Here is a 21,248-nt window from a genome sequence, read left to right as displayed (position 1 = left end):
TCATGAGTGCGACCAGCAGCATCCCGACCGGCACCACCAGCACGACCGCCACGACCACGACCGCCACGACCACGACCACGACCGCCACCAGCCCGACCGCCAGCACGGCTGCCACCACCGCCAGCAGGGACGGGCAGCAGCGCTTGCGGCTTCCCCGCCGCCCCGCGTTCGCCCTCGCCCTGGCCACCGTCGTGGCGATGATGGTCGGGGCGAGCGCTCCGTCGCCGTTCTACCCCGTCCTGCAGGCCGAGATCGGCTTCTCGCCGGGCACGATGACCACGATCTTCGGGGTGTACGCCCTCACTCTCCTCGCGACCCTCCTGGTCACCGGGTCGTTGTCGGACCACGTCGGCCGCCGTCCGGTGCTCGCGACCGGCTTCGCCGTCCTCGCCGTGAGCATGGTCGGGTTCTGGCACGCCGACGGTGTGGCGATGCTGATGGCCTCACGCGCCGTCCAGGGCGTGGCTGCCGGCCTGCTGATGTCGACCATGTCCGCCGCGGTCGTCGACCTCGAGCCCCGCCACCGTCCCGGCCTCGCCGCCACCCTCAACAGCGTCACCCCGCTGTTCGGCCTGGCCGCGGGCGCCCTCGTCGCGGGCCTGGCCCTCGACGCGACCTCGCACGCCCTGCCGATCGTGTTCGCCACCCTCACCGGCCTCTACCTGGCCATCGCCGTGGCGGTGCTGGCCCTGCCCGAGACGTCACCGCGCCATCAGGGGTGGCGCCGCTCGCTGCGGCCGCAGGTCGGCATCCCCGTCGCCGCACGCCCCGCGTTCCGACGCAGCGCTCCCGCGCTGTTCGCGGGCTGGGCGACCGGCGGCCTCTACCTCTCGCTCGGGGCGCCGATCGTCGGACAGCTGCTGGGCGGTGGCAGCCACCTCGAGCAGGGGGCCGTCGTCGCCATCCTCACGGGGGTCGGCGCGCTCAGCTCCGCCCTCGGCCGGCGTCGCTCGCCCCGCGAGATCACGCTCTACGGCACGACCATGCTCGCCCTCGGCACGATCCTGACCCTGGTGGCGCTGCACGCGGAGTCGCTGGTGGGCTTCCTGCTGGCCGCCGTGGTCGCGGGCTCGGGCTTCGGGACGTCGTTCCTCGGGATCATGCGCTCGATCACCCCGACGGTCGGCCCGGACCAGCGCGGCGAGCTGTTCTCCAGCGTCTTCGTGGTGAGCTACCTGGCCTTCGGGCTGCCCGCGGTGGCCGCCGGGTTCGCCGCCCCCCACCTCGGCCTGGAGCGGACCGCGACGATCTACGGGCTGGCCGTGGTCGTGCTGTCGGGGGCTGCGGCCCTCTCCCGGGCCCTCACGACCCGCGACTGAGGGCGAGACGGGGGGCCGCTCGCGGCCGGCCGCAGACGTGGGCGGGACACGAACCGGGCGCAGGCTCCCCTCCTGGCTGCGTCACGGTTCGTGTCCCGCTGCCGCACTCCCCCGACTGCGACGGGGTCCACCCTCCCGCGTCCAGCTCGACACCGGCATCCGTGTACGTACTCAGATGTCACGGCCTCAGGTGTCCCACCGTGGTGTCCCAGCCTCAGACGTAGCCAGAGGCGCTCGGGGGGAGCTCAGCTCCGGCTGGCGGCCTTCGCGCCGAGGTCGAGGTTGCGGTAGACCTCGAGCGTCGCGGTCGACCGGTTCATCGTGATGAAGTGCAGCCCGGGAGCCCCTTCCGAGAGCATCCGGTCGGCGAGCTCGGTGGCGATCTGCACCCCGACCTCGCGCGTGGCGGCCGGGTCGTCGGAGACCGCCTGCAGCCGCCGCACGACAGCCTCCGGCAGCGGGGTGCCCATCAGCTCGGACATCCGCGCCACCTGCTTGAAGTTGGTGACGGGCATCAGCCCCGGGGTGATCGGCAGGTCGCGGCGCGCGGCCACGGCGTCGCGAAGCCGCAGGTAGCTGTCGGCGTCGAAGACCATCTGGGTGATCGCGAAGCTCGCGCCGGCGTCGGCCTTGCGGACCATCACGTCGACGTCGTGCTCGAAGCTCGGGGAGGCGGGGTGGACGTCGGGGAAGGCCGCGACGCCGATCGTGAAGTCACCCAGGCTGCGCACGAGCTCGACCAGGTCGGTCGCGTGGTTGAGGCCCTCGGGGTGTGCGGTCCACTCCCCACCGGGGTCGCCCGGGGGGTCGCCCCGCAGGGCGAGGATGTTGCGGACGCCGCTCGCGGCATACAGTCCGACCACCTGCCGCAGCGCGGCGACCGACGCGCCCACGCAGGTGAGGTGTGCCAGTGGGGTCAGCGTGGTCTCGCGGGCGATCCGCTCGGTGACCCGCACGGTGCGGTCCTGGTTCGAGCCGCCCGCGCCGTAGGTCACGGACACGAAGTCGGGCCGCACGGACTCCAGCCGCCGGATCGCGTCCCAGAGCGCCGACTCCCCTGCGTCGTCCTTGGGCGGGAAGAACTCGAAGCTGATCGACGGGTGGTCTGCGGCCAGCATGCCGGGGATCGACTGCGGCTCCCTCCCCGGCCGCCCGTCCCGCGACGTCTGCACCAAAGCCATGGCGGTGAGACTAGTCGAGGCGCCACGCCGTAGGCTCGGGGCAGCACAGGATGAGACATCCTCGGACCGACAGCCGCCTGGGAGGAACGCGTGGTGACCAGCCCGCTCGACGCCGCCTCCCTGCGTGGGCGGGTGCAGGCCACGGTCGACGACGTCCTCGCCCACCAGGCCACGGTCCTGGCCGAGGTGGGCCCCGACGCGCAGGAGCTGCTGGGCGCCGTCGCACGCCTGCTCACCGGTGGCAAGCGGCTGCGAGCCGCCTTCCTCTACTGGGGCTACCGCGCCGCCGGCCAGCCCGACTCCGACGCCCTCGTCCGCGTGGCGACCGCGATGGAGTTCTTCCAGGCGGCCGCCCTGATCCACGACGACGTGATGGACGACAGCGACACCCGACGGGGCATGCCGGCGGCGCACCGATCGCTCGCGGCGCGCCACGAGCGCGAGTCGTGGTCCGGCGACGCCGACCGGTTCGGGGTGGCCGGCGCGATCCTGGCGGGCAACCTGTGCCTCAACTGGACCGAGGAGATCTACGCGACGTCGGGCCTGGAGCCGACCCACCTCCAGCGCGGACGGGCGGTCTTCGACCGCATGCGCACCCAGCTGATGGGTGGCCAGTTCCTCGACGTCGTCGAGTCGGCCCGGTCCTGGGACGACGTGCCCACGAGCGAGCGGGTCGAGCGCGCCGAGCACGTGATCCGGTTCAAGAGCGCCAAGTACACGGTCGAGCACCCCCTCCTCATCGGCGCGACGGCTGGTGGCGCCTCCGACGACGACCTGGCGGCCCTCTCGCGCTACGGGCTCGACCTCGGCCAGGCCTTCCAGCTGCGCGACGACCTGCTGGGCGTCTTCGGCGACCCGGCGGCCACCGGCAAGCCGGCCGGCGACGACCTGCGCGAGGGCAAGCGGACCGTGCTGGTCGCGCACGCCCTGGCCGGGGCTGACGACGCCGGGCGTGAGCTCATCGAGCGCCGGCTCGGCGACCCGCTGCTGGACGACGAGGTCGTCCAGCAGCTGCGCGACGCCATCACCTCGGCCGGGGCCGTCGACGCCGTGGAGGCGGACATCGCCCGCCTCGCAGGGTCAGCACGGATGGCCCTGAAGTCGACCCGCGACCTCTCGCCCGAGGCGACCGGCGTGCTCGACCAGCTGATCGACAGCGCGACCAGCCGAGCCAACTGACGCCAACCAGCCCCACCTGAGGCGCCAGGGGCAGCGCGCTAGAAGGCCTGCTCCATCGCGCGTCGCCGCACCTCGGTCTTGAACCCGGCGGCGAGGTTGTCGACCGGGGTGCCCGGGACGCGCAGCGTCGGGTCGGGCGTGAACAGCCAGCGCAGGATCTCCTCGTCGTCGAGGCCGCCGTCGGCCAGCACCGTGAAGGTGCCCCGCAGGTGCCGGAACACGTCCTCGTGCAGGAATTGCTCGGGCACGGCGACGACCCTGCGCTCACCGATGCGGGCACTCAGCAGCTCGCGTTCCTCGATGAGGCGCCGGACGGCCGACAGGGCGATCCCCATCCGCTCGGCGACGTCGGGCACGGTCAGCCAGGCCCCGACGAGGGACTCGAGCGAGGGCTCGGAGTCCTGCGGCTGCACGTCCTTCGACTGGTCGTCGGTGGACTGCTCGTCGTGGGTCTGCAGGTCGGAGGACTGCTCGGCCGAGGCCGCGGGCTGTTCGGTCACGGGACAAGAGTGCCAGCAGGAGCAGGCAAAGCAAATCGCCTCGAAAACCAAATTACATTGATGTAAGTCGATATGGAGGTGCCCGAATGGTGTACCTTTCACATTCGTCACAGTCGCCACACTGTCCACTCCAGCACCGACTGCTGCTCCAGCCCCACGGCCCGCACGCCATGGGAAGGACCGACCGCAGCTCGCCAGCAGCTCGTCCCCAGATCGCCCCCGAAAGGCGGCAGCCCTCCGATGTCTCCCGTGATCGCTCCCGCAGCGCTCCCTTCGGCCCCCCTCCACGCGCCTGTCGCGGTCGTCCAGAAGGCCAGGCCCGCCCCGCACGGCTGGACCCACTACACGGTGCGCAGCGGCGACACCCTGGCCGCCATCGCGGCCCGCACCGGCACCACCACGGGCGTGCTCGCGTCGCGCAACCACCTCAAGGGTGGCGGCAACCACCTCTCCATCGGCCAGCGACTCTCGGTGCCCAAGACCGCCGCCCAGGCGCGCGCCGAGGCTGCCCGGGCCAGGGCCGCCGCGGCCGCCCGCGCGGCCGCGATCAAGCGCGCCACCTACGTCGTCCGCTCCGGCGACACCCTCAGCCACATCGCCGCCCGCAAGGGCGTCTCCCTCGCCGCACTGCTCAAGGCCAACCGCCTGTCCACCCGGTCGGTCCTCCAGGTCGGCCAGAAGGTCAGGATCCCCGGCGCCGGTGCGGCCAGCGTGCGCCGGCCCGCCGCCAGGGCGGTGTCCACCACGACCTACCGGGTGCGCATCGGCGACACCCTCAGCGCCATCGCCGCCCGGACCAGGACGCCCCTCGCGTCGGTCTACTCGCTCAACCGCCTGACCGCCCGCAGCGTCATCCACCCGGGCCAGCTCATCAAGGTCCGCGGGACGACGCCGGCCGCGACCCGGCGAGCCGGCTCCGCGGCATACACGGTCCGCTCGGGCGACACCCTGGGCGGCATCGCGGTCAAGCACGGCACCACCCTTGCCGCCCTGCTCAAGACGAACCACCTGTCGGCGACCTCCGTCATCCACCCCGGCCAGCGACTGCGGGTGCCGGCCAAGCCCGCCAAGAGCGCGGCGAGCTCGAACACCTTCGCCGGGCGCACGTACCCCACCTCGACGGTCAAGGCGGCCAACCGCAACCGGGCCGCGCTGGCCCGGACGTCGGTGCCGAGCCGCAGCCAGACCAAGGCCATGATCACCGCGACGGCTCGCCGTCACGGGGTGGACCCGAAGCTGGCCCTGGCCGTCGGGTGGCAGGAGTCGGGCTGGAACCAGCGGCAGGTCTCGGTCGCCAACGCCATCGGCGTCATGCAGGTGATCCCGTCCTCGGGGCAGTGGGCCTCCGACATGGCCGGGCGCCCGCTCAACCTGCTGCGCACCCAGGACAACATCACCGCCGGCGTGGTCATCCTGCGCTCGCTGACCCGCTCGGCGAAGAACCTCGACCAGGCCATCGCCGGGTACTACCAGGGCCTCTACTCGGTGCAGCAGCACGGCATGTACGCGGACACGAAGGTCTACGTGGCCAGCATCAAGGCGCACCGCGCGCGCATGTGAGCCTGCAGGTGAGGCGGCAGGTCAGGCGGCGGGTCAGTCAGCAGGAGCTCCCGCCGGTGCGCCGGGGTGCGGGCCCGCAGGTCTGCCCTCGTCCTGCTGAGCCGATGTGAGCCCGGACACCGCCCACGGACCCGCCTGCGCGAGATGACCAGCAAGACCTCCTACACTTTGCGGGTGTCTTCAGGTGTCGCCGAGTCCTTGCTCGGCCGTGTGTTCGACGGGCGTTACCGCGTCCTGTCGCACATTGCCGACGGTGGAATGGCGTCGGTCTACCTGGCCCTCGACACCCGGCTCGACCGTGACGTGGCGCTCAAGGTGCTCCGCCACGACCTCGCCCAGGACGAGGCGTTCGTCAGCCGCTTCAAGCGCGAGGCGCGCTCCGCGGCCCGGCTCTCGCACCCCAACGTCGTCTCCGTCTTCGACCAGGGCGAGGACGACGGCAGCATGTTCCTGGCCATGGAGTACGTGCCGGGCCAGACGCTGCGCGAGGTGATGAAGGCCGAGGGGCCGCTCACCCCGCGGGCCGCCCTCGACATCATGGGTCCGGTGCTCCAGGCGCTCGGCGCCGCGCACCGCGGCGGCATCATCCACCGCGACGTCAAGCCCGAGAACATCATCCTGCGCGAGGGTGACGGCACGGTGAAGGTCGCTGACTTCGGCCTCGCCCGGGCGGTCTCCAACCAGACCTCCTACTCCCAGACCGGCGTGCTGCTCGGCACGGTCGCCTACCTCTCCCCCGAACAGGTCGAGCGAGGGATCGCCGACGCCCGCAGCGACGTCTACGCCGCCGGCCTGATCCTGTTCGAGATGCTGACCGGCACGAAGGCCTTCACCGGCGACACCCCGATCCACATCGCCTACCAGCACGTGCACGGCTCGATCCCGGCGCCGTCCTCGCGGGTGAGCTCGGTGCCCAGCGAGCTCGACGCCCTCGTGGCGCTGGCCACCTCCCGCGACCCCGACCAGCGGCCGCACGACGCGGAGGACTTCCTCGCCGAGGTCCGCAAGTCGCGCGCGATGCTGACCGCCGCGGAGCTGGACCGACGCCCCGAGGGTCCCGCCGCGCTCGGTGGCGGCGCGAGCACCGTGGCCGTCGAACGCACCAGCACCCTGCCGGTCCAGCACGACCAGGAGGGACGCGCCGCCCGGGGCACCCGTCCGCGGCCCCCCGTGGCCCTCCCGATCGACCGCACCCCGACCACTCCCCCCGTGCTGCCCGGCCGCGAGGTCGACGCCTATGCCGACGAGGACGATCGGCACGGGCCGTGGCGCTGGATCTGGGCGGCCCTCGGGGTCGCCCTGATCGCCGGAGTCGCCGCGTGGTGGTTCCTCGCCGGGCCGGGCTCGCCCACCGTGGTGCCGCCGACCACCAAGCTCACCTTCGCCCAGGCCCAGACCGCGCTCGAGCGCGCCCACCTCGGCGCCGAGGAGGTGCTGAGCTTCGACGAGTCGGTGCCCAAGGGCATCGTCATGTCGACCGACCCCGGCGCCGGCCAGGAGGTCCGCCGCGGCACCGACGTCAAGGTCACCGTGTCCAAGGGCCCGGAGCGGTATGCCGTGCCGAACGTGGTCAAGAAGTCGGCCGCCGAGGCGCGTGACCAGATCACCGCGGCCAAGCTCACCGTCGGCACCACCAAGGAGGCCTTCGACGACACCATCGCCGCCGGCCTCGTGGTGCGCGTCGACCCGAAGGTCGGCACCCAGCTCAAGCGGGGCAGCAAGGTCGACCTCGTGGTCTCCAAGGGCCGGCAGCCGATCGCGGTCACCGACTTCACCAACAAGCCGGCCAGCGAGGCGGTCGACGCGCTCTCCAAGGCCGGGTTCGAGGTCGACGCCACCGAGCAGGCCAACAGCGACACCGTGGCCAAGGGCAACGTGATCTCCCAGTCGCCGGCCGGTGGCACCCTCTTCAAGGGCGACCCGGTCAAGCTCGTGGTCTCGAAGGGCCCCGTGCTGGTGAAGGTGCCCGACGTCCAGGGCAAGCAGGAGGCCGAGGCGAAGGCGATCCTCGAGGGCGCCGGGTTCAAGGTGACGGTGGAGCGCTTCATGGGTGGCATCTTCGGCACCGTCCGGAGCCAGGAGCCCGGGGCGAACACCGAACAGCCCAAGGGCAGCACCATCAAGCTCGTCATCGTCTGAGGTGTCCAGGCGCCTTCCTGACAGCCGCCTCGCGACGCTGCTGCTCGTCTCGGTCACCGCGGTCTGGGGCTCGACCTTCTTCCTCATCCGTGACCTGGTCGCCCACGTGCCGCCGGCCGACTTCCTCACCGTGCGGTTCGCGATCGCCGCGGTCGTCATGGCCGTCCTCTTCCGGCGCCAGACCCTCGCGCTGAGCCGTCGCGAGGTCCTGATCGGGGTAGGGCTCGGCGTGCTCTACGGCCTCGCCCAGCTGCTCCAGACGATCGGCCTCGAGCACACCCCGGCGTCGGTGTCGGGCTTCGTCACCGGCACCTACGTCGTGCTGACCCCCGTCTTCGGCGCCCTGCTGCTGCGCGACCGCGTCAACCGCACGACCTGGCTGGCCGTGCTGCTCGCGACCGCCGGGCTCGCCGTGCTGTCGCTCCGGGGCCTCACCGTCGGCTACGGCGAGGCCGTGACGCTCGCCTCGGCGGCCCTGTACGCCCTGCACATCGTCGGTCTGGGCCGCTACTCGACCGCGCAGTCGGCGACCGGGCTGGCCACCATCCAGGCGTTCGTCATCGCGGCGGTCACCCTGGTGGCGGCACTCCCCGGCGGGATCACCCTCCCCGCGACGGGCGGACAGTGGAGCTCGTTGCTCTACATGGCCCTGATCGCCGGTGCCGTGGCCCTGTGGGCGCAGACGTGGGCGCAGTCGCACCTGCCGGCGACCCGCGCGGCGATCGTCATGACCATGGAGCCGGTCTTCGCGACGTTCTTCGCCGTCCTGCTCGGGGGTGAGTCGCTGACCGCCCGGATGGTGGTGGGCGGCGCGATGGTGCTGACCGCGATGTACGTGGTCGAGCTGCTGGGCCGGCGCTCAGGCCCGCCGGGTGCGACCGCGGCCGAGGACCGGCCCGCCGAGCTGCTCCACCACGACGTCTGAGGGCGTCAGCTGGAGGGACCGTCAACGAGCAGCGGGACCAGCTCGCTGATGGCACGGTCGGTGCCGGCGTCGTCGACGTCGAGGTGCCAGACCAGCCGCACCGCCGTCGCGCTCACCGGGTAGAGGCGTATGCCGCGTCGGCCCGCCTCCTCGACGAACGCCGCCGAGGTCCACCCGGCCCCCGCCACGTCGAGCACGACGATGTTGGTCTGCACCCGCTGCGGGTCGATCGACCCCGGGACTGCCGCTGCCGCCGCGTCGGCGAACCGGCGGGCCCGCGCGTGGTCGTCGGCCAGCCGTTCGACGTGGTGGTCGAGGGCGTGCAGGCCCGCTGCCGCGAGGATGCCGACCTGGCGCATGCCGCCACCGAACCGCTTGCGCCAGATCCGCGCCCGGGCCATCAGGTCGCGCGACCCGACGAGCACGGAGCCGACGGGCGCGCCGAGGCCCTTGGACAGGCAGACGCTGACGGTGTCGAACTGGCGGCCGTAAGTGTCGAGCGGGACACCGGTGGCGACGTGGGCGTTCCAGAGCCGGGCGCCGTCGAGGTGCATCGCGACCCCCCGGTGGCGGGTGCCCGCCCGCAGCGCCTCGATCTGGTCGAGCGGCTGCACCGTCCCACCGCCGAAGTTGTGGGTGTTCTCGACGACGACCAACCTGGTGTTGACCTGGTAGGTCCCGCCGTCAGGGATCATCAGCGCCAGCGGCTGCGCGGCGTCGAGCAGTCCGTGCTGGGCCACCCACGACCGCGACGAGATGCCGGAAAGCACTGCGGCAGCGCCCATCTCGGCCCGCAGGACGTGCGCCAGCGAGTCGGCCACGAGCTCCTCGCCGTGGCCGACGTGCAGCCGCAGGCAGAGCTGGTTGGCCATCGACCCGGTCGGCGCGAAGAGGGCGTCCTCGTGGCCGAGCAGCTCGGCCACCCGCTCCTCCAGCCGGCGGACCGTGGGGTCCTCGCCGAAGACGTCGTCGCCGACCGGGGCGTCGGCCATGGCGCGACGCATCGCGTCGGTGGGCTGGGTGAGGGTGTCGGAGAGCAGGTCGACGTGCACGGGAGGTGCGCTGGGCGGCATCCGGTCAGTCCTTGGCCAGCATCTCGGCGACGAGGAACGCGAGCTCGAGGCTCTGCTGGTGGTTCAACCGCGGGTCGCAGACCGTCTCGTAGCGCTTGTTGAGGTCTGCGTCGAGGATCTTCTCGGCGCCCCCGAGGCACTCGGTGACGTCGTTGCCGGTGAGCTCGACGTGGATGCCCCCGGGCACCGTGCCGAGCGCCTGGTGCACCTCGAAGAACCCGCGCACCTCCTCCACGACGTGGTCGAAGTCGCGCGTCTTGTAGCCGCTGGCCGACTCGAACGTGTTGCCGTGCATCGGGTCGCAGATCCAGGTGACCTGGGCGCCGCTGCCGGTGATCTTGTCCACCAGGGTGGGCAGCGCGTCGCGCACCGTCTTGGCACCCATGCGGGTGATGAAGGTGAGGCGGCCGGGCTCACGGTCGGGGTCGACCTTGTCGATGAGGCGCAGCACGTCGTCGACCTCGGCCTTGGCCGACAGCTTGACGCCGATCGGGTTGAGCACCTTCGACACGAAGTCGATGTGCGCCCCGTCGATGTCGCGGGTGCGCTCCCCGACCCAGATGAAGTGGCCGCTGGTGTCGTAGAGCTCACCGGTGCGGCTGTCGACCCGGGTCAGCGGCCGCTCGTAGTCGAGGAGCAGGGCCTCGTGCGAGGAGAAGAACTCCGTCGTGCGCATGGCATCGAAGTCGGCGCCACAGGCCTGCATGAACTTCATCGCCTTGTCGATGTCCTTGGCCAGCCGCTCGTAACGGCTGTTGGCCGCGTTGGCGACGAAGCCGCGGTTCCAGTCGTGCACGTGGCGCAGGTCGGCGAAACCACCCTGGGTGAACGCGCGGACGAGGTTCAGGGTGGCCGTGCTCGCGTGGTAGGCCTTGACGAGCCGCTGGGGGTCGGGGGTGCGCGACTCGAGCGTGAACTCGAAGTCGTTGACCATGTCACCGCGGTATGCCGGGAGGCTCACCCCCTCGCGCGTCTCGGCTCCGCTGCTGCGCGGCTTGGCGTACTGGCCGGCCATCCGGCCGACCTTGACCACCGGGACGGATGCGCCGTAGGTGAGGACGGCCGCCATCTGGAGGATGGTCTTGACCCGGTCGCGGATGTTGTCGGCCGTCGCCGAGGCGAAGGTCTCGGCGCAGTCGCCGCCCTGGAGCACGAAGGCCTCGCCACGCGCGGCGGCGGCCATCCGCGACTTGAGGACGTCGCACTCCCCCGCGAACACCAGCGGCGGATAGGACGCGAGCTCGGCGACGGCGCTGGAGAGGCGAGCGGCGTCGGGCCACTCCGGCTGCTGGGCGGCCGGGAGGGCTGCGCCGGCCGCGAGGCTGGCGAGGGCGTCATGGTGCTGCGTGGTGCTCACCGGTCAAGGATAGGTGCGCGTCCCAGCGGGTGGGCAGGCGGCTCGGATCGCGGTCACGGCGCTCGCGCTGAGGCGGTTTCCACGCGGCTGCCTCCCGGGCGACGCACCCGAGTGCGGTAGACATTCGGCCATGACCACCACGTCGTCGTTCGGTGAGCTGCCCGACGGCAGCCCCGTCACGGCATACCGGCTGACCAGTGGGGACGGCCTCGTGCTCACCGTCCTGGACCTGGGGGCGACGGTGCAGTCGCTGACGTGGGGCGAGGGGCAGCCGAGCATCGTCATCGGCTACGACGACGTCGCCGGCTACCTGTCGACCGACAACGACTACCAGGGAGCGGTGGTCGGCCGGTACGCCAACCGGGTAGCCGGCGCCCGGTTCACCCTCGACGGCGTGGAGCACCGGCTCGACGCCAACGACGCCACGAGCTGCCTGCACGGCGGGCACCGTGGCTACGACCGCCGCGTCTGGGCGCTCGCGGGTCGGGACGACCGGTCCCTGACCCTCGAGCTCGAGAGCCCCGACGGCGACCAGGGGTTCCCGGGGAACCTCCGGGCCCGGGCCCGCTACGAGCTGACCGAGAGGTCCGTCACGCTCACCCTGACCGCCACGTGCGACCGCAGGACCGTGGTCAACCTGACCAACCACAGCTACTTCAACCTCGCGCCCGGCGGGTCGTCCGTCGACTCCCACACCCTGGAGGTGCAGGCTGACCAGTACCTCCCCGTCGACGGGCGTTCCATCCCCGTGGGCCACCTCGAGGACGTCACCGGCACGCCCTTCGACCTGCGGACGGCCGCCCGGATCGGCGACCGCGTCCGCGCCCCCCACCCCCAGGTCCGCGCGGCGCGCGGCATCGACCACTCGTTCCAGCTGAGGGGCTCAGGCCTGCGACCGGTCGCGGTGCTCGCGGAGCCCGCCAGTGGGCGACGGCTCACCGTCCTCACCGACCAGCCCGCGCTGCAGGTCTACACGGGCAACTTCCTGACCGGCCGCACGGTGGCGGGAGATCGGCTGCTGAGGCAGGGCGACGGGATCGCGCTGGAGACCCAGCGGCACCCCGACGCGCCCAACCAGCCTGCGCTCGGTCCGGCCACGCTGGAGCCCGGCGACGAGTACCGGAACACCACCGTCTGGCAGCTCGACCGGACGTAGGTCGACCCCGGGTCCCCGGAGCCCACCCTCGCGCCGACGGGTCGCACGCACCCTGCCGGGCGGAGGGTTGCGCACTACCGTGGAGCTCCCACCCGCCTGAGGAGGTAGCCATGCTGATGTACTCGATCGGCGTCACGGTCGACGGCTTCATCAAGGACCGGGCGGGCAGGTTCGACTGGGGAGCTCCCGACGACGAGCAGTTCCGGTTCCACCTCTCGGAGGTCGGCTCACTGGGTGCCTACCTCTGTGGCCGACGGCTCTACGAGGACATGCTCGTCTGGGAGACGGACCCGTCCCTGCGTGACACCGAGGACCGGGCGGCGTTCGCGGACACCTGGTGTGCGCTGCCCAAGGTCGTCTTCAGCCGCACCCTCCAGTCGGTGCAGGGCAACGCCCGCATCGCGAGCGGCACGGTGGCCGAGGAGGTGGCCCGGGCCGCCGCAGAGACCGACCGCGACCTCTCCATCGGTGGGGCCGACCTGGCCGGCCAGGCGTTCCAGCGCGGTCTCGTCGACGAGCTGCGGGTGTTCCGCTACCCCGTCGTCGTCGGTGGCGGCACACCGCACCTGCCGCCGGTCGAGGACCGCGTCCGGTTCGAGCTCATCGAGACCCGCACCTTCCGCGGAGGGGTCGCCTACGAGCGCTACCGCCGGGACGGCACCGAAGGCTGAGGGGGCGGCTCGCCCCTCCCCGACGGCTGCCGGTGCCTCAGGCCTCGGGAGTGTCGAGCCCCTTCGCGATCGCGAAGCGCACCAGCTCGATCCGGTTGTGCAGCTGCAGCTTGCCCAGCGTGTTCTGCACGTGGTTCTGCACCGTCCGGTGCGAGATGAAGAGGTCGGCCGCGATCTCCTTGTAGGACATGCCGGTCGCGACCAGCTTGAGCACCTCGGTCTCCCGCTCGGTCAGCTCGGGGATCGGCCGTAACGGGTCGGTCTGCGGCTGGGTCGACAGCTTCCGGAACTCCCCCAGCACCAGCCCGGCCAGGCCCGGGGTGAACACGGCCTCGCCGCGTGCGGTCGCCCGGACGGCCTCGACGATCTGCTCGCGCGAGGCGGACTTCACCAGGTAGCCGGTCGCCCCGGCCTTGACCGCCTCGAGGACGTCCTGCTGCTCCCCCGACGCCGACAGCACCAGCACCCTCGTCTGCAGCGAGCCCAGCGCGGCGCACACCTCGTGTCCGCGCATCCCCGGCAGGTTGAGGTCGAGGACGAGGACGTCGGGCCGGGTTGCCTTGGTGCGGTTGACCGCAGACGGTCCGTCGTCGGCCGTGGCGACCACCGACATACCCGCCTCGGCCAGGTCGCGGGCCACCGCGTCGCGCCACAACGGGTGGTCGTCGGCGACGACCACGCTCGGCTCCCGAGGCGTCCCGTCGTCGTTCGACTGCTCCGTCTCGCTCATCGCGTTCCTCCGTCGTGTCGTCCGCCGTCCTTCGGCGCCCGCATCCGCACGGTCACCCCTGCTCCTTCACGTCCGGCGTACTCCGCCGTCCCGCCCAGGTCGCTGAGCCGGCCCCGAATGCTCGAGGACGCGCCCATCCTCCCGGCTGCAGCCGCCTCGTCGAGGCGACCCGCCGGCATACCCACCCCGTTGTCGCGCACGGTCAGGCCGACCTCGTCGCCGTCGTCCTCCACCAGCACCCAGGCCTGCGCCTCGTCGCCCGCGTGCACGCGGACGTTGTCGAGGGCGGCGCCCACGGCCGCGACCAGCTCGCCCGCCACCCGCGGGGGCACGAGCACCGGGTCGGCGGGAGCCACGAGGTGCACCTGTCCGCCGGCGAAGCGCCCGAGCAGCTGGCGCAGGTCGACGTCCCCTGACACGCTCGCCTCGGTGTCGGCCGGGGAGGTGCCACTCACGAGCGCGCGGAGCAGCCGTTCCTGGTCGGCGGCCATGGCGCCCAGCTGGGCGGGCTCACCGCCGAGCTGGGTGCCGCGCCGGTTGATGAAGGCCAGGGTCTGCAGGACCCCGTCGTGCACGGTGCGGGCGAGCCGCTCCCGCTCCCGCACACGCGCCTCGAGGGCGAGCGCCTCGCGCAGCTTGGCGTGGCCCTCTCGCGCGAGGTCGCAGGCATAGCCGATGAGCGTCCCGATCAGCAGGAGCAGGACGATGTTGTTCACCGTGTTGGGCGTGGCCTTGCCGACCTCGACGACGTCGACGATCCCGATGAACACGGCCGCCGGGAAGCCACCCTTGCGACCGAGCAGCACCGCCGCGGAGACCACGCCGGCGGCCGGCCAGAACGTCGGGAGGGTGCGGCTCCCTGCCTCGATCGCGGCCGCCGTGTCGACCAGCCTGGTCGCGAGGATGGCGCCAGCCGCCAGCACCAGCTCCACGACCACGAGCCAGAGCCGCCGACGGCGGTAGAACACGAGGAAGACCGTCCAGACCCCCAGGACCGCGAGCACCACCCAGGCGAGGGTGGGCCGGACCAGGTCGTGCGGGCGGTCCCAGAGCGAGTACGCGGCATAGGCCAGCGCAAGGGGTCGGAAGACGTCGATGCCCTTCCAGAACGCCGACACCACCTCGGGCTGCGAACCCGGGACGGCGACGTCGCGGCGCGCGGGCAGGCTCAGGTGCCGCGCCACTGCGAAGGAGCCCTCAGCTCGCCGCGCGGGCGCCCGGGGGCACCTCGTCGGAGGCCTCGTCGGAGGCCTCGTCGCCGGCGTCCTCGGCGGGCAGCGGGTCGACCCCGGCCCCGGCCCGCACGTCGTCGCGGGCGGTCAGCTCGTCGATGTCGCCGACCGCGTCGTCGAAGCTGGGGCGCACCCTGCGCGAGGACTCGTCGTCCTGGGCGTCGAGCGCCTCCTCCAGCTCCTTGGCGGCGGTGCCCGGGAGAGCGGCCTCCTGGAGCTCGCGGGCCTTCGTCCGCGCGGCGGCGACGATGCGGTCCTTCATCGACGTGGCGTACATGTCGACGTACTCCTGGTCGGACAGCAACATCAGCTCGTACATGATCTCGTCGGTGATCGAGCGCAGGACGAACCGGTCGTCCTCCATGCCCTCGTAGCGCGAGAAGTCGAGCGGCTTGCCGATCTTGACGCCGATCCGGATCAGCTTGGGGATCTTGGTGCCGGTCGGCTGGGCCTTGTCGGTGCCGATCATCGCGACGGGCAGCACCTTGACCTTGCCCTCGAGGGCCATCCGCGCGACCCCGGTGCGGCCACGGTAGAGGCGTCCGTCGGGGCTGCGAGTGCCCTCGGGGTAGATGCCGAGCAGCTCACCGCGACGCAGCACCTTGAGCCCGGAGCGGAGGGCGGCCTCGCCGGCGCGACCACCGGAGCGGTCGACGGGCAGCTGGCCCACCCCACGGAAGAACGCCGCCGTCGCGCGGCCCTTGAGCCCCCGGCCGGTGAAGTAGTCCGACTTCGCCAGGAAGGTCATCCGGCGAGGGACGACGAGCGGCAGGAAGATCGAGTCGGAGAAGGACAGGTGGTTGCTCGCGAAGATGGCGGGGCCATCGTCGGGAATGTTCTCCTCGCCCTCGACCCACGGGCGAAAGAGCAACTTGAGGATCGGGCCAAGAACGACCGTCTTGAGCACCCAGTAGAACACCAGCACACCTCCGAAGTGACGCCGTGAACTCTACGGTACCGACGCTGTCCCCGCGGCACGCTGCGAGAATGCGCGCTCGCCACGTATCTTTGACATGTCGGTGCAGTTCATCGAGCGACTGACCTCACCCGTGCCGGTCCTGCACCGACGGGCCAGTCGTCCGATCCAGACCAAGGGGCATCCATGAGCGACCGCGACGTCGACGCCGAGTTCGCGGACATCATCGCGCGCTGGGACGAGGTCGCGTCGCTCCCCGACCCCGCGGGCGGCCCCGCCGCCAGCGACCCGGAGGCCGAGCCGGGACCCGGCAGGACGACCACGGCCGATGACGCCCCCCAGGGGCTCGCACCCGGCGTGAACCCTCCCCTGCGGTCGAACACCAACCCGCCGCCGACCCGTCCCTTCGTGGTGTGGCGCGGCGCCGAGGTCCCCGAGCCCGAGCCGGGCGAGGAGGTCCCCGACCCGGTGGAGCTCCGTGACCTCGCCGACCTCGACGACGAGGACGAGCACTTCGAGCCGGGGCCGACGGCTCCCCTGCCGCCCCAGGAGGACCTGCAGTTCTGGGGCATCATCGTCGGCCTGGTCGCCGGCCCCCTGCTGCTGCTGTGGCTGGTCCTGTTCCGACCCGACGTCAGCGACTGGTGGACCCTCGGTGCGCTCGGCCTGACGATCCTGGGCTTCGTCCTGCTGGTGATGCGTCAGCCGCTCTCCCGCGACGAGGACGACCCCGACAACGGTGCCCGCGTCTGACCCCCTGGAGCGGTGAGGTCGGCTGAGCCGTTCGGCCGGACTTGTCCCCATTCGGCCTTGTGCGCCCACCGCCGGGCGCTACCTTCCCGCGCATGCAGAACATCAGGCCGGTCAAGACGCAGGTGTCCTGGATGCGAGCCCGCGACCTCGTGCCACCCGAGTCGGTCACCCGTGGCGGTCCCGTCACCGGGGTCACGGGACCTGTGGTCGACGTCCTGTTCCTCATGGTGGTGTCCCTGGTCGGCGCAGCGGGCGCAGTGTTGGCGCTGGCCCACCTGTCGATTCCCGGCTTCTTCATCATGGGCCTGTTCGCAGTCGTCCCGGGCTACCTCGGGTGGGTGCGCTTCCAGCAGGTCTCGGAGCCGGCCGTGTCGGTGGGTGCCGGCGGTGTCTGGCTGGCCGGGACGGACCGTCGGGCAGGTCAGGCCATCGCGTGGAGCGACGTCGAGGAGCTCGTCTTCTTCACTGCCGTGGAGCGTCGGCTGGTCGACACGCGAGTCAACCGGCACCGCGCTCTCGGGGTGCGGCTCCGGGCTCCGCATCCCCTCCCTGCCGAGGAGCGGGCCGAGCTGGTCCGGATCGCCGGGATGCTGCCCACGCGCGGTGACCTGGTGCTGGCGTCGGTGACGCAATGGGAGGCCATGCCCTACCGGCAGATCGGCGTCGCGGGGCGCCTCGAACGGTCAGCCCTGGCCAAGGCCGCCGCGGAGTTCGCCCCATCGGTGCGCGTCGTCGACGGACCGCGGCTGTCGTTCCTGACCCCGTGGGTGATCGGCGAGGCGGCCAGCCCTCCGCCGGCAGTCCTGCAACCGTTCGTGAGCTCCGGCGGGCTGTTCCCAGGCCTGTTGTCGTTGCTGAACGCCACACCGCGGGCGGCCCCCCAGGCATCGGCCGCCCAGCAGCCACCGACGGGCCCGACCGCTCCTGCGTGGCCGCCGGCCCCGACCCAAGGTCCTGGACCGTTGACCTACGGCCGGGCCGACGCGGAAGCAGGCCAGGACTCCTCGGAGGCGATCCGTCGGGACCCCAGCCTCTGACCCTCGGGTGGTTGGACCGGGCCTCCCCCGGTGAGCCAGCAGGCGCCGGGTCAGCCTGCCGGCGCCACGTCGCCCGGTGCGGACTCGGCCTGCTCGACCGTGGACTCCAGCACGGCGGGACCGGTCTCGGTCTCGGCGGTGGGCACCGCCTGGGGGTCGAGCTCGACGTCGACCCACGTCGGGCGGTGGTCGCTGGCTGCAGCGAGGTCGGCGACCTCGAGCTCGACCTCCTGGTGCGGGAGCACCGCCAGGTCGGGCGAGGCGAAGATGACGTCGAGCACCTTGCGCGGGGCGGTGGCCGGGTAGGTCGGCGCCGTCGGCGAGACGAGGCGTAGTGGCGCGGCGAACAACCGCCACGCCCGGCCCGTCTCGCCCTCGTTGAGGTCACCGGCCAGCAGCACCGGGCCACCGTCGGCGATCGTCCTGAGGATCTGCCCGGCGTGCCGCTCGCGCTCGTCGGCATCGAGGCTGAGGTGCACCGACGACACCACCAGCGGCTGGTGACCGGCGGGGCCGACCCGGATCACGGCATACCCTCGCCTGCGCTGCAGCGCCGCCACCCGCAGCCGGTGGTGGCGGGACTCACTGACCTGCACCCGCAGGGAGGTGAAGATCGTCGTGCCGCCACTGCCGCGGTGCCGTCCGGACCAGTACAGGCCGCACTCGGCCGCGAAGTCGGACACGCGCCACGTGGAGAACAGCCGGCGCGGCACCTCCTGGAGACACAGCACGTCGGGGTCGATCGACCGGATGACGCGCGCCGCCGCGTGCCGGTCGAGGGTGAAGTCCTTGAGGTTGTAGGACGCCACCCGCATCGTGCTCATGCGCCCTCGGCCGCGGCCCGTTCCAGGGCGTCGCGACGGGCCAGGTCGGCCGCGCCGATCAGCCCTGCCTCGTTGCCCAGCGCCGCCGCGACGATCCGTGCCTCGGGCCGGTAGCCACGCCCGGTGAGGTGGCGCCGGAAGGTCGTCCTGGCCGGCTCCAGCAGCAGGTCTCCGGCGGCGCTCACCCCTCCGCCGATGACGAACACCCCGGGGTCGAGGGCCGCGGCCAGGTTGGCGATCCCGATCCCCAGCCACTGACCGATCTCGCCCAACAGCTCGGTGGCGGTCGCGTCACCGTCGCGGGCCGCCTCGGTGATCATCGGACCGGTCAACGAGGAGGGGTCACCACCCACGAGGTCGAGCAGGTCGGTCGCCATCGGGCTGCCCGCCGTCATCATCGCCCGAGCCTCGCGGACCAGGGCGTTGCCCGACGCGTACTGCTCCCAGCACCCCTTGTTGCCGCACTCGCACCGCTGGCCGCCGGGCACGACCTGCATGTGGCCGAACTCCCCGGCGATCCCGTGCCGACCACGCATGATCTGGCCGTCCAGGATCATCGCTCCCCCGATGCCCGTGCCGAGGTTGACCATCACGACGTGCGACTCGCCCTGCGCCGCACCGAACCTCCACTCGGCCCAGGCTGCGGCGTTGGCGTCGTTGTCGACGGAGATCGGCACCGGCACCCGGCGCTGCAGGTTGGCCTCCAGCGGCTCGTCCCGCCACGACAGGTGGGGGGCGAAGACCACGGTCGCACGGTCGGCCGCCACGAACCCGGCCGCCCCGATGCCCACGGCCACGACGTCGTCACCCGCGCCGTCGATGAGCTCGGCGACCACGTCGACGATGGTGTCCTCGACGACGCCGGGGCTCGTCGAGCGGTGCGGAGTGTCGCGGCGAGCGCGAGCCACGACCACGCCGTCGGGGTCGACGACTCCCCCGGCGACCTTGGTGCCCCCGATGTCGATGCCGACCGACAACCCGCCGCTCACGAGCCCACACTCCCCGGGGCGTCCTCGTCGTCGACGGCGATGTCCTGGACCCGCGAGGAAGGCGGCTCGGACCGGCGGGATGCCGTCGCGCCGGCGTCCGCGCGGCGCTGGCCCGCGATGTCCCTCAACGTCGCGGCCAGTGCACCCGCGAGGTCGGCGAGCCGGTCGACGGTCTCAGGGCGGACCGAGCGCAGCAGCCCGATCCCCTGGCAGACCGGGCACAGCTGGCAGGTCACCGCCTGCCCGACGCCGTTCTCCGCACCGCAGGACGAGCAGCGCGGCGTGGTGGAGTCGGCGCCCCCGGAGGCAGCGTCGGACGTGGCGCCGGACCCAGACGCGGTGCCGGACGTGGAGTCGGCTGTGGCGCCGGGTGCAGTCGCGCCGGGGGCCGGCCGGGCGGCATACCCGGCCTGCGCACTGGCGGCCCAGCCACCCAGTGCGTCGAGGAGGCGAGCAGCCTCCTCCGCCACCGTGCCCACAGCAGGGCGTTCGTCGTCAGCCACGCGGCCAGACCTCCTCGTCGGGGACGAAGCGCACCCGCAGCAGTCCGTCGCGCACGGAAGCACCCTCGACCACGCATCGTTGCAGAGCCGACGGCAGGGTGAGCACCCGGCGGTGCTCCCCGACGGTCACGACGAGCTCGTCGTCGCGGCGTTGCAGGCCCAGGTCGGCGGCGTGCGCCAGCGGGAGCGGGAGGACCAGGAGGAAGCCCTCGTCGGTGCGTTCGACCGTCAGCCCCCGGTGGGTGACGGGCGCCAGGACGTCGCTGCCACCGTCCTGCGCCTCGGCGAGGTCGGCGAGCGCGTCGGCCCCGATCGGCTCGGACGGCAGGTACGGGGTCACGACCACCGGCAGCCCGGCAAACGACTCCCGGACCTCGACCAGACCACCCTGCTGGGCGGTGTTCCAGGACGCGCGCCAGGCGTCGGGCCGCTGGCCGGCCTCCGCTGTGGCGTCCGGGAAGACCCGGTTGACGACCACGGCGTCGACGACGAAGCCGTAGAGGGACAGGGACGTCCAGGTGCGGCGGGACTCGGCGATCACGACGCGCTCGGGCGTCAGGACGAGCCGCACCGAGGCCTGGTCGCCGGTCAGGATGCGGTGGACCTCGCGCATCTGCCGGTGCCACCCCGTCACCGCCTCGACGACCGCGGGGTCGGGTAGCGGCACCCCGGCGGCTGCCGCCGCAGCGGGCCGCAGGGTGCGGATCAGCCCGCGCTGCGCGGGGAGCAGTCGCTCGAGGTGCCAGGCGAGCGCCTCGGGCAGCGCCAGCAGCCTCAGCGTCTCGGCGGTCGGGGCGCAGTCGACGACGACGAGGTCCCACGGACCCGACTCGACCTGCGACCGCAGCTCCAGGAGGGCCGCGACCTCCTCCGCACCGGGCAGGCGGGTCAGCTCCTCGGCGACGACCGGGTCGACCCCGATCGTGTCGAGCACGGCGAGCAGGTAGTCCTGGACCACCCGCCACGACTCGCCCAGCCGGTGGGGTGGGCTGATCTGCAGGGCGGAGAGTCCGGGCTCGACGTCGACGGGCGACCCACTGCTCGACCCGCCCAGGGCGACGCCGAGCGCGTCACCGAGCGAGTGCGCGGCATCGGTGGACATGACCAGGGTCTTGACCCCGGCGCGAGCGGCGCTGACGGCCGTGGCGGCCGCCGTCGTGGTCTTGCCGACCCCGCCCTTGCCGGTGAAGAGGATGACGCGCAT

At 72.5% G+C, this 21,248-nt stretch carries 19 protein-coding genes and 1 pseudogene; 9 read left to right on the top strand and 11 right to left on the bottom strand.

The window, feature by feature from the left end:
* The first annotated feature begins 2 nt into the window (after positions 1–2).
* Positions 3–1,319 (top strand): MFS transporter, encoded by a 1,317-nt coding sequence (locus ABD262_RS05410; protein WP_344132296.1) that lies wholly within the window; start codon positions 3–5, stop codon positions 1,317–1,319.
* A gap of 245 nt (positions 1,320–1,564) precedes the next feature.
* Here ABD262_RS05410 and metF read toward each other — a convergent pair whose 3' ends face one another.
* Entirely contained in the window at positions 1,565–2,500 is a 936-nt protein-coding gene (gene metF, locus ABD262_RS05405; protein ID WP_344132293.1) for a methylenetetrahydrofolate reductase [NAD(P)H], read from the bottom strand.
* 93 nt (positions 2,501–2,593) lie between these two features.
* Between metF and ABD262_RS05400 the strand changes: the two genes are divergently transcribed.
* The gene (locus ABD262_RS05400) at positions 2,594–3,679 is read left to right on the top strand and encodes a polyprenyl synthetase family protein (protein WP_344132291.1); all 1,086 of its coding nucleotides are present in this window, start codon (positions 2,594–2,596) and stop codon (positions 3,677–3,679) included.
* 38 nt (positions 3,680–3,717) lie between these two features.
* Here the strand turns inward: ABD262_RS05400 and ABD262_RS05395 are convergent, their stop codons facing one another.
* Positions 3,718–4,179 (bottom strand): Rv2175c family DNA-binding protein, encoded by a 462-nt coding sequence (locus tag ABD262_RS05395; protein WP_344132289.1) that lies wholly within the window; start codon positions 4,177–4,179, stop codon positions 3,718–3,720.
* A 240-nt stretch (positions 4,180–4,419) separates the two neighbouring features.
* Between ABD262_RS05395 and ABD262_RS05390 the strand changes: the two genes are divergently transcribed.
* The 3 genes from ABD262_RS05390 to ABD262_RS05380 all read left to right on the top strand — a co-directional run bounded on the left by ABD262_RS05390 (position 4,420) and on the right by ABD262_RS05380 (position 8,803).
* The gene (locus ABD262_RS05390) at positions 4,420–5,739 is read left to right on the top strand and encodes a LysM peptidoglycan-binding domain-containing protein (protein ID WP_344132286.1); all 1,320 of its coding nucleotides are present in this window, start codon (positions 4,420–4,422) and stop codon (positions 5,737–5,739) included.
* A gap of 174 nt (positions 5,740–5,913) precedes the next feature.
* Positions 5,914–7,878, top strand: a complete 1,965-nt coding sequence (gene pknB, locus ABD262_RS05385; protein WP_344132283.1) for a Stk1 family PASTA domain-containing Ser/Thr kinase — start codon at positions 5,914–5,916, stop codon at positions 7,876–7,878.
* 1 nt (position 7,879) lies between these two features.
* A complete protein-coding gene (locus ABD262_RS05380) occupies positions 7,880–8,803 on the top strand; it encodes a DMT family transporter (protein ID WP_344132280.1) in 924 nt (307 codons plus the stop codon).
* 5 nt (positions 8,804–8,808) lie between these two features.
* On the opposite strand, the gene ABD262_RS05375 is transcribed toward ABD262_RS05380, so the two are convergent.
* Together ABD262_RS05375 and ABD262_RS05370 are read right to left on the bottom strand one after the other, a co-directional pair.
* On the bottom strand, positions 8,809–9,876 hold the full coding sequence (locus ABD262_RS05375; RefSeq protein WP_344132277.1) for a threonine aldolase family protein: 1,068 nt from the start codon (positions 9,874–9,876) through the stop codon (positions 8,809–8,811).
* 4 nt (positions 9,877–9,880) lie between these two features.
* A complete protein-coding gene (locus ABD262_RS05370; RefSeq protein WP_344132274.1) occupies positions 9,881–11,233 on the bottom strand; it encodes a class II 3-deoxy-7-phosphoheptulonate synthase in 1,353 nt (450 codons plus the stop codon).
* 130 nt (positions 11,234–11,363) lie between these two features.
* On the opposite strand from ABD262_RS05370, the gene ABD262_RS05365 reads away from it, so the two are divergent.
* Together ABD262_RS05365 and ABD262_RS05360 are read left to right on the top strand one after the other, a co-directional pair.
* A complete protein-coding gene (locus tag ABD262_RS05365) occupies positions 11,364–12,389 on the top strand; it encodes an aldose epimerase family protein (RefSeq protein WP_344132271.1) in 1,026 nt (341 codons plus the stop codon).
* 110 nt (positions 12,390–12,499) lie between these two features.
* A complete protein-coding gene (locus ABD262_RS05360; RefSeq protein ID WP_344132268.1) occupies positions 12,500–13,060 on the top strand; it encodes a dihydrofolate reductase family protein in 561 nt (186 codons plus the stop codon).
* Positions 13,061–13,097: 37 nt separating this feature from the next.
* Here the strand turns inward: ABD262_RS05360 and ABD262_RS05355 are convergent, their stop codons facing one another.
* The 3 genes and pseudogenes from ABD262_RS05355 to ABD262_RS19605 all read right to left on the bottom strand — a co-directional run.
* The gene (locus ABD262_RS05355) at positions 13,098–13,790 is read right to left on the bottom strand and encodes a response regulator (protein ID WP_344132265.1); all 693 of its coding nucleotides are present in this window, start codon (positions 13,788–13,790) and stop codon (positions 13,098–13,100) included.
* The gene (gene macS, locus ABD262_RS05350) at positions 13,787–14,974 is read right to left on the bottom strand and encodes a MacS family sensor histidine kinase (protein ID WP_344132262.1); all 1,188 of its coding nucleotides are present in this window, start codon (positions 14,972–14,974) and stop codon (positions 13,787–13,789) included. Before macS ends, ABD262_RS05355 begins: the two co-directional genes overlap by 4 nt.
* A gap of 574 nt (positions 14,975–15,548) precedes the next feature.
* Positions 15,549–15,929, bottom strand: a pseudogene (locus tag ABD262_RS19605) (lysophospholipid acyltransferase family protein); the annotation flags it as partial.
* 195 nt (positions 15,930–16,124) lie between these two features.
* Between ABD262_RS19605 and ABD262_RS05340 the strand changes: the two are divergent.
* Both ABD262_RS05340 and ABD262_RS05335 read left to right on the top strand, forming a co-directional pair.
* A complete protein-coding gene (locus ABD262_RS05340; protein ID WP_344132258.1) occupies positions 16,125–16,691 on the top strand; it encodes a hypothetical protein in 567 nt (188 codons plus the stop codon).
* A 92-nt stretch (positions 16,692–16,783) separates the two neighbouring features.
* Positions 16,784–17,728, top strand: a complete 945-nt coding sequence (locus ABD262_RS05335) for a hypothetical protein (RefSeq protein ID WP_344132254.1) — start codon at positions 16,784–16,786, stop codon at positions 17,726–17,728.
* A gap of 50 nt (positions 17,729–17,778) precedes the next feature.
* On the opposite strand, the gene ABD262_RS05330 is transcribed toward ABD262_RS05335, so the two are convergent.
* Genes ABD262_RS05330 through ABD262_RS05315 form a run of 4 tightly spaced genes read right to left on the bottom strand, consistent with a single transcriptional unit; the run spans position 17,779 to position 21,248 of the window.
* Complete coding sequence (locus ABD262_RS05330; protein ID WP_344132251.1) at positions 17,779–18,552, bottom strand: endonuclease/exonuclease/phosphatase family protein; 774 nt, start codon at positions 18,550–18,552, stop codon at positions 17,779–17,781.
* Positions 18,549–19,541 (bottom strand): ROK family glucokinase, encoded by a 993-nt coding sequence (locus ABD262_RS05325; RefSeq protein WP_344132248.1) that lies wholly within the window; start codon positions 19,539–19,541, stop codon positions 18,549–18,551. Before ABD262_RS05325 ends, ABD262_RS05330 begins: the two co-directional genes overlap by 4 nt.
* A complete protein-coding gene (locus tag ABD262_RS05320; RefSeq protein WP_344132245.1) occupies positions 19,538–20,044 on the bottom strand; it encodes a hypothetical protein in 507 nt (168 codons plus the stop codon). Before ABD262_RS05320 ends, ABD262_RS05325 begins: the two co-directional genes overlap by 4 nt.
* Entirely contained in the window at positions 20,037–21,248 is a 1,212-nt protein-coding gene (locus tag ABD262_RS05315) for an ArsA family ATPase (RefSeq protein WP_344132242.1), read from the bottom strand. Before ABD262_RS05315 ends, ABD262_RS05320 begins: the two co-directional genes overlap by 8 nt.

Origin of the sequence: Pedococcus bigeumensis, from assembly GCF_039531795.1 — a bacterium.
GTDB lineage: Bacteria > Actinomycetota > Actinomycetes > Actinomycetales > Dermatophilaceae > Pedococcus > Pedococcus bigeumensis.
This window is presented reverse-complemented; position numbering and strand designations above follow the sequence as displayed.